General features: G+C 69.1%; 13 protein-coding genes. 4 read left to right on the forward strand and 9 right to left on the reverse strand.

Annotated elements, in window-relative coordinates:
* Positions 1 to 124: 124 nt before the first annotated feature.
* Entirely contained in the window at positions 125 to 859 is a 735-nt protein-coding gene (locus tag CFN17_RS17175) for a polyprenol monophosphomannose synthase (protein ID WP_208748925.1), read from the forward strand.
* Positions 860 to 1,046: 187 nt separating this feature from the next.
* Here the strand turns inward: CFN17_RS17175 and CFN17_RS17180 are convergent, their stop codons facing one another.
* The 4 genes from CFN17_RS17180 to CFN17_RS17195 form a co-directional block, all read right to left on the reverse strand.
* The gene (locus CFN17_RS17180; protein WP_208748926.1) at positions 1,047 to 1,394 is read right to left on the reverse strand and encodes an RNA polymerase-binding protein RbpA; all 348 of its coding nucleotides are present in this window, start codon (positions 1,392 to 1,394) and stop codon (positions 1,047 to 1,049) included.
* Between the two features lie 425 nt (positions 1,395 to 1,819).
* On the reverse strand, positions 1,820 to 2,779 hold the full coding sequence (locus CFN17_RS17185) for an SPFH domain-containing protein (protein WP_208748927.1): 960 nt from the start codon (positions 2,777 to 2,779) through the stop codon (positions 1,820 to 1,822).
* Positions 2,780 to 2,875: 96 nt separating this feature from the next.
* Complete coding sequence (locus tag CFN17_RS17190; protein ID WP_208748928.1) at positions 2,876 to 3,337, reverse strand: NfeD family protein; 462 nt, start codon at positions 3,335 to 3,337, stop codon at positions 2,876 to 2,878.
* 189 nt (positions 3,338 to 3,526) lie between these two features.
* The gene (locus tag CFN17_RS17195; RefSeq protein ID WP_208748929.1) at positions 3,527 to 4,438 is read right to left on the reverse strand and encodes a putative RNA methyltransferase; all 912 of its coding nucleotides are present in this window, start codon (positions 4,436 to 4,438) and stop codon (positions 3,527 to 3,529) included.
* Between the two features lie 122 nt (positions 4,439 to 4,560).
* Here CFN17_RS17195 and CFN17_RS17200 point away from each other — a divergent pair, with 122 nt between their 5' ends.
* Positions 4,561 to 6,621, forward strand: coding sequence for a S9 family peptidase (locus tag CFN17_RS17200; RefSeq protein WP_208748930.1), 2,061 nt, complete (start codon positions 4,561 to 4,563; stop codon positions 6,619 to 6,621).
* Here CFN17_RS17200 and CFN17_RS17205 read toward each other — a convergent pair.
* Genes CFN17_RS17205 through CFN17_RS17225 form a run of 5 tightly spaced genes read right to left on the reverse strand, consistent with a single transcriptional unit; the run spans position 6,618 to position 11,531 of the window.
* A complete protein-coding gene (locus tag CFN17_RS17205; protein ID WP_208748931.1) occupies positions 6,618 to 7,292 on the reverse strand; it encodes a peptide deformylase in 675 nt (224 codons plus the stop codon). The two genes, CFN17_RS17200 and CFN17_RS17205, sit on opposite strands and share 4 nt — an antisense overlap.
* A gap of 9 nt (positions 7,293 to 7,301) precedes the next feature.
* Positions 7,302 to 8,324 (reverse strand): hypothetical protein, encoded by a 1,023-nt coding sequence (locus CFN17_RS17210; RefSeq protein ID WP_261792251.1) that lies wholly within the window; start codon positions 8,322 to 8,324, stop codon positions 7,302 to 7,304.
* A gap of 54 nt (positions 8,325 to 8,378) precedes the next feature.
* Positions 8,379 to 9,542 carry an NAD(P)/FAD-dependent oxidoreductase gene (locus tag CFN17_RS17215; protein WP_208748932.1) on the reverse strand — a complete coding sequence of 388 codons (1,164 nt, stop codon included), beginning with the start codon at positions 9,540 to 9,542 and terminating at the stop codon, positions 8,379 to 8,381.
* Positions 9,535 to 10,257, reverse strand: a complete 723-nt coding sequence (locus tag CFN17_RS17220; protein ID WP_261792252.1) for a class I SAM-dependent methyltransferase — start codon at positions 10,255 to 10,257, stop codon at positions 9,535 to 9,537. The genes CFN17_RS17215 and CFN17_RS17220 overlap by 8 nt, the downstream gene beginning before the upstream one ends.
* A 26-nt stretch (positions 10,258 to 10,283) precedes the next feature.
* Positions 10,284 to 11,531: a type III polyketide synthase gene (locus CFN17_RS17225; RefSeq protein ID WP_208748933.1), complete on the reverse strand. Its 1,248-nt coding sequence runs from the start codon at positions 11,529 to 11,531 to the stop codon at positions 10,284 to 10,286.
* Positions 11,532 to 11,636: 105 nt separating this feature from the next.
* On the opposite strand from CFN17_RS17225, the gene CFN17_RS17230 reads away from it, so the two are divergent.
* The gene (locus tag CFN17_RS17230) at positions 11,637 to 12,104 is read left to right on the forward strand and encodes a helix-turn-helix transcriptional regulator (protein ID WP_261792253.1); all 468 of its coding nucleotides are present in this window, start codon (positions 11,637 to 11,639) and stop codon (positions 12,102 to 12,104) included.
* Between the two features lie 5 nt (positions 12,105 to 12,109).
* Entirely contained in the window at positions 12,110 to 12,520 is a 411-nt protein-coding gene (locus CFN17_RS17235; protein ID WP_208748934.1) for a VOC family protein, read from the forward strand.
* Positions 12,521 to 12,544: the final 24 nt, after the last annotated feature.

Consider the following 12,544-nt stretch of genomic DNA (forward strand, 5'->3'; position numbering starts at 1 on the left):
TGCCCGGGGGAGGTCATGAGGCCTTTCAATCGCGTGCGACTGCCTATAATGGGGAGTTGCGCCGGACATCGATGATGATTCTCTGCCGGCGCGCCGACCGCTCCCTTCAAGGAAAGGCCTCGCTGTGCGTGTCCTCACCATCATCCCCACCTATAACGAGCTGGAATCGTTGCCCAAGACCCTCGGCCGCCTGCGCACAGCCGTGCCGGCGTCGGACGTGCTTGTTGTCGACGACAACAGCCCTGACGGCACCGGGCAGCTGGCGGACCGCATGGCGGCCGAAGACAGCCAGGTCCACGTCCTGCACCGCGCCGGCAAGGCCGGTCTCGGTGCAGCATACATCGCCGGCTTCAAGTGGGGCCTGGAGGCCGGTTACGACATCCTTGTGGAGATGGACGCCGACGGCTCGCACCAGCCCGAGCAGCTGCCGCAGCTGATCGAGGCCGTGGAGCAGGGCGCGGATCTGGCCATGGGGTCGCGCTGGGTTCCCGGCGGCCGCGTGGTCAACTGGCCCCTGTACCGGCAGGCGATCAGCCGGGTCGGCAGCACCTACGCCCGGATCATGCTCGGCGTGAAGATCAAGGACGTCACCGGCGGGTTCCGCGCGTTCCGCCGGACCACCCTGGAAAAGCTGAACCTCGATGCCGTGGACTCGGTCGGCTACGGCTTCCAGGTGGACCTGGCCTGGCGGGTGGCCAAGCTCGGCCTGACGATCGTGGAGCGTCCCATCACGTTCGTGGAGCGTGAGCTTGGCGCATCGAAGATGAGCGGCAACATCGTGGTTGAAGCCATGATCAACGTCACCAAGTGGGGCCTGACCGCGCGCTGGAACAAGCTGCGCGGCAAGCAGGACGCCTAGGGCACGGTCATCCGGGGCCCGGACGGCTCAGCCGAATGACGGCAGAAGCGAGGGACTCCACCATCTGGTGGGGTCCCTCGCTCCGTCCAGCTCCTGTGCGCGGCGTGTGGCGCCGGCACAGAAAAGGCCGGGCCCGCATCCGTGGATGATGCGGGCCCGGCCTTTGTGCAGGGGGTGCGTCGGACGGCTAGGCCGAACGCCGTTCGCCCCGGCGTTCGCGCAGAATCGTCAGGCGGTCCTCGAGGATCTGCTCAAGCTCGGGAAGAGTGCGACGCTCCAGCAGCATGTCCCAGTGCGTGCGCACTGCCTTCTCGTTGCTGTTGACGGGGCGTTCTCCGTCCACCAGCAAGGCCTCTTTGCCAGTCTTCGAAACCCAGACCGGGGGGATTTCTGCTTCCGAGGAGAACGTCACGAACACCTGCTCGCCGTCCTCGCAACGGTATTCAACCCGCTGGCGCGGAGCCGGTTCGACGCCGGATTCGGTCTCCATGCTCTGTGCGCCAAGGCGCATACCCCGCAGGCTGCGATCGCTCATCTTCTCTCCCTCTATTCGGTTCGCAGGGTCTAGCCCTGCGTTATCCGGGGACCGTCAGGCGCCGGACTTCTGGTTGCACCGCGCTGCCCGGAACTGCCCGTTCAGGCAGGCCGCGTGACAGTCACCAGTGGTCAAAAACTGCTTGGAACGTCACTGGAATCAACGCTGTGCGAAGTGTTTTTGTTCCGGACGGCCGAACCGGCCGGACAAATATTCAAGTATACGGCAGTGGTACATATGCGGTAAAGCGAGTAGCCGGGCTGCCCGGACTGCGTAACCGGTACCGTGGGTTCCCGGACCGCCCCGGCGCCAGAGTTGAGCCGTCCGGGGCGGCTTTGCGGCGCCGGGCCGGAGAAAACGAACCTGCAAGGGGTGTTTTCGTGTCAGAGTGCCCCCGGTCGGATCGACCTCCCGGGCCAGTCCTCCTAAACCGCGCCTCCTAGGCGGTCAGCGCCATCCGGGTTTGGCCGCGGCGCAGCGCCCGGCGCCGGCGACGGTGCCGCTTCCGCGTGCGTGCCGGCCCCGAGGACACCGCCGATTCCCTTGAGGGCCTCGCCGACCTCGCTGGGAATGATCCACAGCTTGTTGGAGGTCCCTTCGGCGATCTTCGGCAGGGTCTGGAGGTACTGGTACGCCAGCAGCTTCGGATCCGGGTTGCCCTTGTGGATCGCGTCGAAGACCTTTTGGATGGCTTGCGCCTCGCCGTCGGCCCTCAGAATGGCGGCCTTCGCGTCACCCTCGGCCTTCAGGATGGAGGACTGGCGCTGGCCTTCGGCGGTCAGGATGGCGGACTGCTTGGTGCCCTCGGCGGTCAGAATGGCCGCACGGCGGTCCCGCTCGGCGCGCATCTGCTTCTCCATGGAATCCTGGATCGAGTGGGGCGGGTCGATCGCCTTAAGCTCCACCCGGGACACGCGGATGCCCCACCGTCCCGTCGCTTCGTCGAGGACGCCGCGGAGCTGGCCGTTGATCTGGTCGCGCGAGGTCAGCGCTTCTTCGAGGTTGAGTCCGCCGACGACGTTGCGGAGCGTCGTGGTGGTGAGCTGCTCCACGGCCTGGATGTAGTTTGCGATCTCGTAGGTGGCGGCGCGGGCATCGGTGACCTGGAAATAGACCACCGTGTCAATGGAGACCACCAGGTTGTCCTCGGTGATGACCGGCTGCGGCGGGAACGACACCACCTGCTCGCGCAGGTCCAGCAGCGGCAGAAGCCTGTCCACGAAGGGAATGAGCAGGGTGAGGCCGGGGTTCAGGGTGCGTTGGTATTTGCCCAGACGTTCAACGACGCCGGCCCGGGCCTGCGGGATGATCCGGACAGACCGGACCAGCACAATAATTACGAACGCAATCAGTACCAGCAGCACAATTGCGATTGCGATATCCATACATCACCTATTCCCCAGTTGTTTGATTGTGGTCTCGTTCTGGCAGCTTCGCGGCGGTGCGGCCTGCCGGCCTGCACGGGCAGGAAATCCTACGGCTTACTGGATGGCCGATTCCGGCTGCGCGGCCACGATCGCCGTGGCGCCCTCGATGGCGCTGACCACAGCCTGCTGGCCGGGCGCGAGCACCCCCGATTCGGACCGGGCGCTCCAGACGTCCCCGCCAATCTTGACGAGGCCGCCGCTTTCGCTCACTGCCTCCATGACCAGGGCGGATTCACCGATGAGCCGTTCGATGTTGGTGCGCTGGTCCGCCGGGCCCTTGTGCAGGTGTTTGAGGGCCACGGGGCGGACGAAGCCGATCATGAGCAGCGACACGACGCAGAAGGCGATGATCTGCAGCCACAGATCCGCGCCGGCGAAGTCGGCGATGAGTCCGGCGAGGGCGCCGCCGCCGAGCATGATGAAGAACAGGTCCAGCGTGAGCATCTCGACCACGGCAAACAGCAGGAACAGGGTGAGCCACAGCGCCCACCAGTTCTCGGCCAGCCATTCGGACATCGTTTCCCCCTTGAGTTCCGGGAGCCGACGGCGCAGCTCCCCAGTAACTGTCTTTCCATCCTAAGCGGATGGGCGGGGAGTGGTACCGGGCGCCGGGAATTGGTGGACAACGTGGCCAAGTCGTTACGCGCCGGGGCGGTTTGCGCGGCCCGCGGCGGTCGGGAATGCAGTCCGGCGCGGGCTGACGACTCAGTGGATCGGTGTGAAGGCGCTGATCCTGAAGCGCGCGGAGACGGGCGTCCGCGGCGGCAGCCCCGCTTCGAGAGCGGCCAGCGCGGCGAGGTCCAGGTGGTGCCCGGCCGGCCCCATGAGGGCAAGGTTGGCGACGTCGCGCGGGCTCAGTGACAGCTCCACGTCCAGGTCGCTTGCCGCGACCGGCGTGAAGTGTTGCTGCAAGGAGGCCGCGAGCCGCTCGTCCTTCGCGGGCTCGATCCCGAGCATGCCGGCCCGGCGGGCGATCTCCGCGAGGTGCCCGGGCCGTGGCGTGACCACCACCAGGCGGCCACCGGTGCGCAGGACCCTGGCGAACTCTGTTGCGTTGCGGGGCGCGAAGACCACCGTGACGACGTCCACCGCGCTGTCCGGCACCGGCAGCGGCTGCCAGACATCCCCGACGACGTTCAGGGCCTCCGGGTTCATCCTGGCGGCCCGGCGCAGGGCGAACTTGGAGATGTCCAGGCCGAGCGCCGCCACCGGCGCACGGTCCCGGGAAACGGATTGTTCTGGGCCGGGGTTCCGGGCTGCCCGGTCCCGGGCAGCCCAATCCAGCAGGGTCCGGAGGTAATGGCCAGTACCTGTGCCGGCGTCGAGCACCGCTGGCCGGGCGGCCGGGGTCAGAGCCGGCGCGGCCAGGCCGGCCACAGCTTCGGCGAGGGGGCGGTAGTGCCCGGCGGACAGGAAATCGAAGCGCGCGGCGACCATGTCTGCTGAATCCGCCTCGAACACTGTCCCTTTGCCCACCAGGAAGTTGAAGTAGCCCTGCTTGGCCGCATCGAAGCTGTGGCCCGTGCCGCACACGAGGTTCCTTGTGCCGCCGTCGCCGTACCGGAGGTTGCCCCGGCACACCGGGCACAGCAGGGGAAAGGCGGGAACGGGAGGCATACCTTCATCCTAGACGCGGATCCAGAGGCGCTCTGGAGACCCGGAGCCGCCCGCCCGCCGCGGCGCACCGTGACCGCGTGAGGTATTTCACAGCCGGGGCGGCACGGGCTAGGCTCGCACACGTGAAATCCGAACATCTCCCGCTGCTCAATTCCGTTTCCGTCCCCGCCGTGCACCCGGACGGCACCCGCGCCGTCGTGTCCGTGACCCGACCGGACTTCGACGCCGACTCCTACGTGGGCCAGTTGTGGAGCATTCCCCTTGACCCGCACGGGCCGGACCAGCGGCCGCGCCGCCTCACCCGCGGTTTCCGCGATACGGCGCCGGAGTTTTCGCCGGACGGCCGCACACTGGCCTTCCTGCGGTCGGCCGCCGGCGGAAAGCCCCAGCTCCACGTCGTGGAGGCCGACGGCGGCGAACCGCAGCCGCTCACGGCAGCGCCGCTGGGGGTCGGCTCCTTTGCCTGGTCGCCGGATTCGGCGCGCATCGTCTTCACGTCCCGGACCCCGGCGGAGGGCCGCTACGGCAGCATCGACGGCGTCGGTGCCGGCAGCGAGGACGCCCGCCTGATCACCGATTTCCAGTACCGGATGAACGGACTGGGCTACACCGCCGACAAGCCCCTGCAGCTGTTCGTCCTCGAGGTCCCCGCACTGGACGCCGAGCCGAAGGTCGCCCCCGCCGGGCGCGCCGCGAAAGCCCTCGGCGCTGCCGCCGATCCCAAAGGCACCGCCGCCGCCATGCTCCCGGCCGCCACACAGCTCACCAGCGGGCCGGCCGACCACGACGGCGCCAGCTTCAGCGGTGACGGCGGCACCATCTATTTCACCGCTGCCCTGCACGAAGGCCGCGACGCCGACCTCGTCAGCGGGATCTATGCGGTCCCGGCCGCCGGCGGAGATCCGCAGCCCGTCACGCCGGCGAATGCCGGTCGGCAAAGCGTCACGGCCGTGCGCCAGTCCGCCGACGGGCAGTGGCTGTTCTTCCTTGCCCAGCAGCTGGGGCCGTCAGGCAAGGACTTCGTGGCCCGGAACACCGCCCTGTTTGCCATGCCGGCCGCCGGCGGGACCGCGACGGCGCTCAGCGACGCCGAGACCATGGACCTCTCTGCCAGCAGCCGGATCCAGCTGCGCGGCGCCGCGGCCGCCCTGGTGCTCAACAATGCGCGCGGAACGGTGGAGCTTCACGAGTTCGGCGCGGACGGCAGCCACACCGTGCTCCTGGACGGCAACCGCGTGGTGACCGGCGCCGCCGCCGGCGGCGGCGCGCTCGTGGTCAGTTTCAGCGACCCCTCGACCGCCGGTGATGTCGCTGTCGTGGACGCCGGACAGCCCAGGCGTCTGACTGACTTCTCCGAACCGCTGCGCCGCCTGGCCGGGATCATCGAGCCGCAGGAGCTGACGCTGCCGTCTTCCGACGGCTACCCGGTCCATGGCTGGCTTGTGAAGCCGGAGGGTCCCGGGCCGCACCCGGTCCTGCTGAACATCCACGGCGGCCCGTTTGCCCAGTTCAGCGTGGCATTGTTCGACGAAGCCCAGGTCTACGCCGGGGCCGGCTACGCCGTGCTCATGTGTAATCCGCGGGGTTCGGCCGGCTACGGCCAGGCGCACGGACGGTCGATCAAGGAGCGGATGGGCAGCGTGGACATGCAGGACGTCCTGGCATTCCTGGACGGGGCCGTGGAGAAATTCGAGGACCTGGACGCCGGGAACGTCGGCATCATGGGCGGTTCCTACGGCGGCTACCTCACCGCCTGGACCATCAGCCATGACCACCGGTTCCGGGCCGCCATCGTTGAACGCGGTTTCCTGGATCCGGTCAGCTTCATCGGGTCCTCGGATATCGGCTGGTTCTTCGGTGGCGAATACACGGGCCGGTCGGCGGAGCAGATGGCGGCCCAGAGTCCCATGGCCCGCGTGGACCAGGTCCGGACGCCCTCGCTGGTGATCCACAGCGAGGATGACCTCCGGTGCCCCGTGGAGCAGGGCCAGCGGTACTTCACCGCCCTCAAACAGTCCGGGGTCGAGACCGGGTTCCTGGTCTTCCCGGGGGAGAACCACGAACTCTCGCGCTCCGGCACCCCGCATCACCGCAGGCAGCGGTTCGACGAGATCCTCCGGTGGTGGGCGCGTTACCTGCCCTCAGCCGGGAATCCGGCGCCGCAGTCCCAGCAGCAGGCCTAAGAGCCGTCCACCGGGCCCGGCAGGAATCCCAGTTCCTGCCGGGCCCGGGTGATGTCGGGCTGGGCCCAGCGGGCCGAATACTCCGCGTTGCTGCTGAGGGAGCGCAGCTCGGCCCGGTCGAGGTAAAGGATGCCGTGCACGTGGTCGGCCTCATGCTGGACGATGCGTGCCTGCCATCCGGTGAAGGTCCGCTGCAACTGCGTTCCGTCCGGTGCCGTGAAGTCGAGCTGCACGGTCTCCGGCCGCAGCACCGCGGCCTGCAGGCCTCCCACGGACAGGCAGCCTTCGTAGAAGGCCACGGCCGTGGTGCCTACCGGCTGGTAGCGCGGGTTCAGCATAGCGAAGAACGGCAGCGGCTCGCGGCCGCGAACGGACGCCACGTCGGGGTCGACGGGGAACTGGTCTTCCAGCACGGCGATCTGCAGCGGAATCCCCAGCTGCGGTGCCGCCAGCCCGACGCCCGGGGCTTTGTGCATGACGCTGCGCATGAGGTCGATAAGGTGGCCGAGCTCGGTGTCGGTCAACTGGCCGTCATAGGGTGCGGCCACGTGCCGCAGCACCGGGTGGCCCGCCTGGACAATGTGCGGAAGGATGCCCGCGCCCAGAATTTGCTGGACGGTCTCGGAAATCCGGGCGGCGCTGTAGTCTGTGGGCCTCGCATCAAAGGACATGCCCTCAGACTACTGGCGGCCGCAGGCGGTTGTAACAAAATCGTAGATACGAGCCCGAAGTTTGTCGCCGGCGTCGATCTTCAGAACACCCTCACGGCCTGCCACGCTGACCCGCAGGGGCAAGAGCGTGCCCACCTTGTCCTCGGCCACGGAGTGCGGATCGCAACGGGCGGGCCGGATGCTGAGCGGGAGTCCCACCGCCGGTCCGCCGGGCCGGAGCGTCAGCATCCGGGGCCACGGCGCGGCCGGTGACTGCGCCAGCAGCGTGGTTTCATCAATGCGCTGTATCACCAGTTCGCCGGGAGCCGCTCCGCCGGCGGTGTCCGTCCCGGCACTGGTCGGCGTGATCAGCAGGCGGACGACGGCGGTGCGCCCGTCCGGGGACGCCTCGAGGTTCGGATCGAGCATGATGGTGGCGACGGCGGCGGCCTCCTTGCGCAGGCACAGCTCGGCGTTGTTCCGCGCCAGGACGCCGAACGGGTCAGCGGCTGCGGCTGCAGCGACCGTCGGCGCCGGCGTTGGCGATTGTGGTCCGGGCACGGTGCCGGCAGGCGTCGACAGCCGCAGCGACACGTGTGCCGATGCAGCCGGAGCGCCACTTTGGTCCGACGGTGAGACCGGGGCGGAGGCTGCCGCGGGGGTGGCGCAGTCCGGTGCAGGGAGCGGCGCAGGCAGGCTCTTCGTCTGCCCGGGCGGAAGCTGGATCCCGCCGGGCTGGGCCGGCCAGGTGATCGGGCCGGAGAAGAGCGGGCTGTTCAGCTCGGCACCGAGGACCGTCAGGATTCCGCCGGTGGTGTTGGTGAGCTGTATCTCGATGATCTGCTTGCTGTAGTTGTCGCGGAACTGGCTGATTTCCGCGGTCACGGGCCCGGCGGCTGTCGCCGCCTTCGCCGCTGCGGGAGTCGCCGGTGCAGTGCCGGCTTTCCCGCTGCCCGTACCGGAGCTGCAGGCTCCCGTCACGCCAACCACCCACACGGCAACCGCAACCCGCCACAGGGTTCGGTGCCGGCGCAGTGCGGGGACGCCGTCCATGCGCACAGTCTATTCCTGCGACAGCTCGTGATCCGCCTGCCCGTGCAGGATGCGTCAGTGCATGGTGAAGCGGCGCGCAATCAAGGAGTTCAGCGCAGGGACGGCCGCCACGCCCCCGATGGCACAGTTGCGCGCCGCCAGGAGCCGGTCCGGGAGGGGCCGGCCCAGGGCCATGTTGATTTCCGCCTGTCGGGCGGCCTTGGCCGCGGCCCGCAGCCGGGCCAGCTCAAAATCCCGCAGCCGGCGCGCTATGTCCTGCCCGTCCCGCGCCGCCGTCACAAGCGGGGCCAGGGCGGCGGCATCCAGCCAGCCCAGGTTCATGCCTTGTCCGCCGATGGGGCTGACCTCATGGGCGGCATCCCCGATCAGCACTGTCCGGCCGGACACCATCCGGCGCGCCAGGCGGGTGCGGACGCCGAAGCTGCTGAGCATGCTGTTGCTTCCCTCATCCACCTCGTGCCCCGTCCGCTCGCGCACGCAGTGGGCCAACCAGCGGGGGTCGGGACTGCGGCCGCCGGCTTGCACGTCACGGGCTGCAGGATCGCCGGGACCCAGCCGGACCACCCAGCGGCGCAGCCGTCCCGGCAGGGGGAACGATTCCACGATGCCTGCGCCTGCCAGGAACAGGGCAGCGTCAGGACCAAACCCCGTTCCGTCCGCAAAGTCACCCATGAGGTATCTGTCCGGGTAGTCCTTGCCGCGGACGCCAACGCCCTGCAGACCGCGCACCCCGGACCGCACCCCGTCGGCAGCGATGACCAGCGGCGCCGAATACCGGGCCGGTCCGTGCGGACCGGCCGCCTCCACGGAAACCCGGGCGTCGTCGCCGCAGAGCCCGGTGACGCGCACGCCGCGGTGCAGGGCGCCGCCGTCGAGCTCATTGACGCGCTGTTCCAGCAGCACCTCGGTGCGGGCCTGGGGCAGGGACAGCACGAACGGAAAGCGCTCCGACACACCGTCGAAGGACATGGTGGCGAGCGTCTTTCCCCGGGCCACGGCGACTCCGCGGCGGATCCGGACGCCCTCGGCCACGAGGGCGTCCGCAGCGCCGGCCCGGGCCAGGGCGGCGAGCGACGGCGGATGGATGCCGATGGCACGTGAATGAGGTTCCGGCCCACGTCGCTGTTCGAGCACCTGCACCTCCAGCCCCTCCTGCAGCAGGAGCGCGGCCGTGAACAGACCCACCGGGCCCGCGCCGATGATCAGCACGTCAGCCACGGTCAGCGGGTCCCCGCGGCCGGCCGGCGGCAGCGTCCAGGCGCAGCACGTTCCGGAACGGTGCCCGGCGGGCCACCGTCCAGCCCGGGGGAGCGGCGGCGGCCAGCTCCGTGGCGGTGTAGCTGCGCCGGATTGAGGTCAGCCCGTCCTGCCGGATGTAGGAGCCCGTGAACACCCAGGACACGGCGAAGAAGAGCGCATAGGCGGCGGGGCTGCGGCGCAGGTCGTTGTGGATCACCCTGCCCCGGGACAACGTGGCCGACTCGGCGAGAAACGCCGGAAGCCCGTCAAGGTGATGCAGCACGTGGTTGGACACCACGAGGTCGTACCGCCGGCCTTCGCCGACCAGGTCCGCCGCCGTCGCCTGACGGAAGGTGACGCCGGAACCGGCGTGCCGGCTCCGGGCGAAAAGGCTCGCCCGGGGGTCCGGGTCGATCGCCGTGACGTCCAGGAGCAGACCGTCCCGGGCGGCCCAGCGCGCCAGCAGCACCGGAACGTCGCCTCCGCCGCACCCGATGTCCAGCAGTTCGGTGCGAAGGTCCGCGCTCAACCGCGGCCGCACGTGTTCCCGGTAGAGGCCGTGCCAGCCGGCGAGCGCCCGGTTGATGAGCGCGAACTGCGCGTAGGTGCGCTCCAGGCGGCCCGGATCACAGCCGGGCAGGTCCATCTCCTCGACGGCGTCGGCCGCCCGCTGCCGTAGTAGTGTTGCCCGCAACAGAGCCGCCCGCAACACGCCCGCGCTCAGGCCTGTGCCGCGACGGGTTGCTCTGCCGGCTTGCCGGCAAGCGCGCCGGGCGTCGCGGCTGCCGCCCCGGCAGGCCGCGGGGCTGCCAGCCGGGTGAACAACGCCGTCTCCACCGTCAGGCCCGGCCCGAAGGCCATGGAGCAGATCCGTTCCTCTCCTGGTCGGACAGCAGCGTCCGCGCCGTCAGGTCCCCCGGGGGCGGCCGGCAGGTCGAGGATGTGCCTGATGACGAACAGGACGGTGGCGCTGCTCATGTTGCCGAAGTTGCGGAGAGTTTCGCGGGCCGGGATGAGCTGTTCGTCGCTGAGTTCCAGCCTGCTCTGGACCTTGTCCAGGATGCTCCGTCCGCCGGGATGGATCGCCCAGTGCCGGATGTCCCGGTACGGGAGGCCGTGCAGCGAACTGTCGCGGGACAGGAGGGGGTCGAGGGCACCGATGATGTGGTCGTCGATGATGTGCGGGACATAGTTGCCCAGCACCATCTCAAAGCCTTCGTCACCGATGTTCCAGGCCATGGATTCCTCCCCGACCGGGGTGAGGACGGTTTCGAAGTGGTCCAGTTGCAGCAGGGCGGGTTCGCCCGGGATGTCCCGGGCCGTGATGACTGCCGCGGCGGCGCCGTCGGCGAACAGCGCCGAGCCCATGATGGTGTCCGGGTCGTTGGAGGTCCGGACGTGGAGCGAGCACAGTTCGGCGCAGACCACCAGCACCACGGCGCCGGGATCGGCCTCGCAGAAGGACTTGGCTGCCCGCAATGCCGGGAACGCGGCGTAGCAGCCCATGAAGCCCAGGTGGTAGCGCTGGACGGCAGGGTTCAGGCCGAGGGCGCGGACAATCTTGTAGTCCGGGCCGGGATTGAAGAACCCGGTGCAGGAAACGGTGATTAGGTGGGTTACGTCCAGGGGATCGATTCCCTGACAGGCGTCCAGGGCGTTTTGGGCAGCCTCAATGAAGAGCTTGGTGGCTTCTGTGGCGAAGATGTCGTTCCGGACCTTGGTACTGGGGCTGAGCAGCAGTCCCGTGGCCGGATCGAAAAACTGGGGGTCCTGTGCCCGGCTGTCCGTGGTGAGTTCCTGCACCGCCGTGTGCCGGGTGTCGATGGCCGCGGAGTCGAAGCACGTGTTGACGAGCCGGGATCCGAGCCTCGTCAGGCCCGGCTGGGCGGCGAACACTGCCCTGGCCTCGGGCTGGACCAGAATGGTCGGCGGGACTGCAGTTTCCAGAGACCTCAGGTAGACCGTCATGGTTCATTCTCAGCGAGCATGCTGTCAAAGACAATGGACCGGCCCGAGAATCCCTGGCCCCGGCCGCGCTGGACAACACCGTCGCGGCGTAGCACGATCGCACATGTGACCAGCATTCCCGCCCCCAGTCCGCAGCCAAGGGACGTCCAGCGTCTGCGGGACCTTGCGCGGCTGCGCCGGGTCCGAGACCGGATGGACAGGGAGTATGCGCAGCCGCTGGACGTCGAAGCCCTTGCCCGTGACGCGCACATGTCAGCCGGGCATCTCAGCCGCGAGTTCCGCCTGGCCTACGGCGAGTCTCCGTACAGCTACCTCATGACGCGGCGGATTGAGCGGGCAATGGCGCTGCTGCGCCGCGGTGACATCAGCGTCACCGAGGCCTGTTTCGCCGTCGGCTGTTCCTCGCTGGGCACCTTCAGCACCCGCTTCACCGAGCTGGTCGGCGTGCCGCCGAGCGTCTACCGGCGGGAGGCGGCGCGCGCTCCCGCCGGGATGCCGTCCTGCGTGGTGAAACAGGTGACAAGACCGGTCAGGAATCGAGAAGCGCCCGCCGCCGGGCCGCAGCTAGCATGAACGCCATGGACATCACAATTCACGCGAGTTTTCTTCCACACAACGACCCCGACGCCTCCCTGGCGTTCTACCGCGACACCCTCGGTTTTGAGGTCCGCAACGACGTCGGCTACGGCGGGATGCGCTGGATCACCGTCGGCCCGGTGGGCCAGCCCGGCACCTCGATCGTGCTGGAGCCGCCGGCTGCGGATCCGGGCATTACCGACGAGGAACGCCGCACCATCGCCGAAATGATCGCCAAGGGCACCTACGCGCGTGTACTGCTGGCAACCAGCGACGTCGACGGCACGTTCGAACGGCTGCAGGCCAGCGGCGCGGAGGTCGTCCAGGAGCCGACCGACCAGGCGTACGGGGTCCGCGACTGCGCGTTTCGCGATCCCGCGGGGAACCTGCTCCGGATCCAGGAGCCCCGCTGAGCCCGGTGCCGCCGGATGAGACCA

It is taken from the genome of Arthrobacter sp. PM3 (assembly GCF_003352915.1).
Classification (GTDB): domain Bacteria; phylum Actinomycetota; class Actinomycetes; order Actinomycetales; family Micrococcaceae; genus Arthrobacter.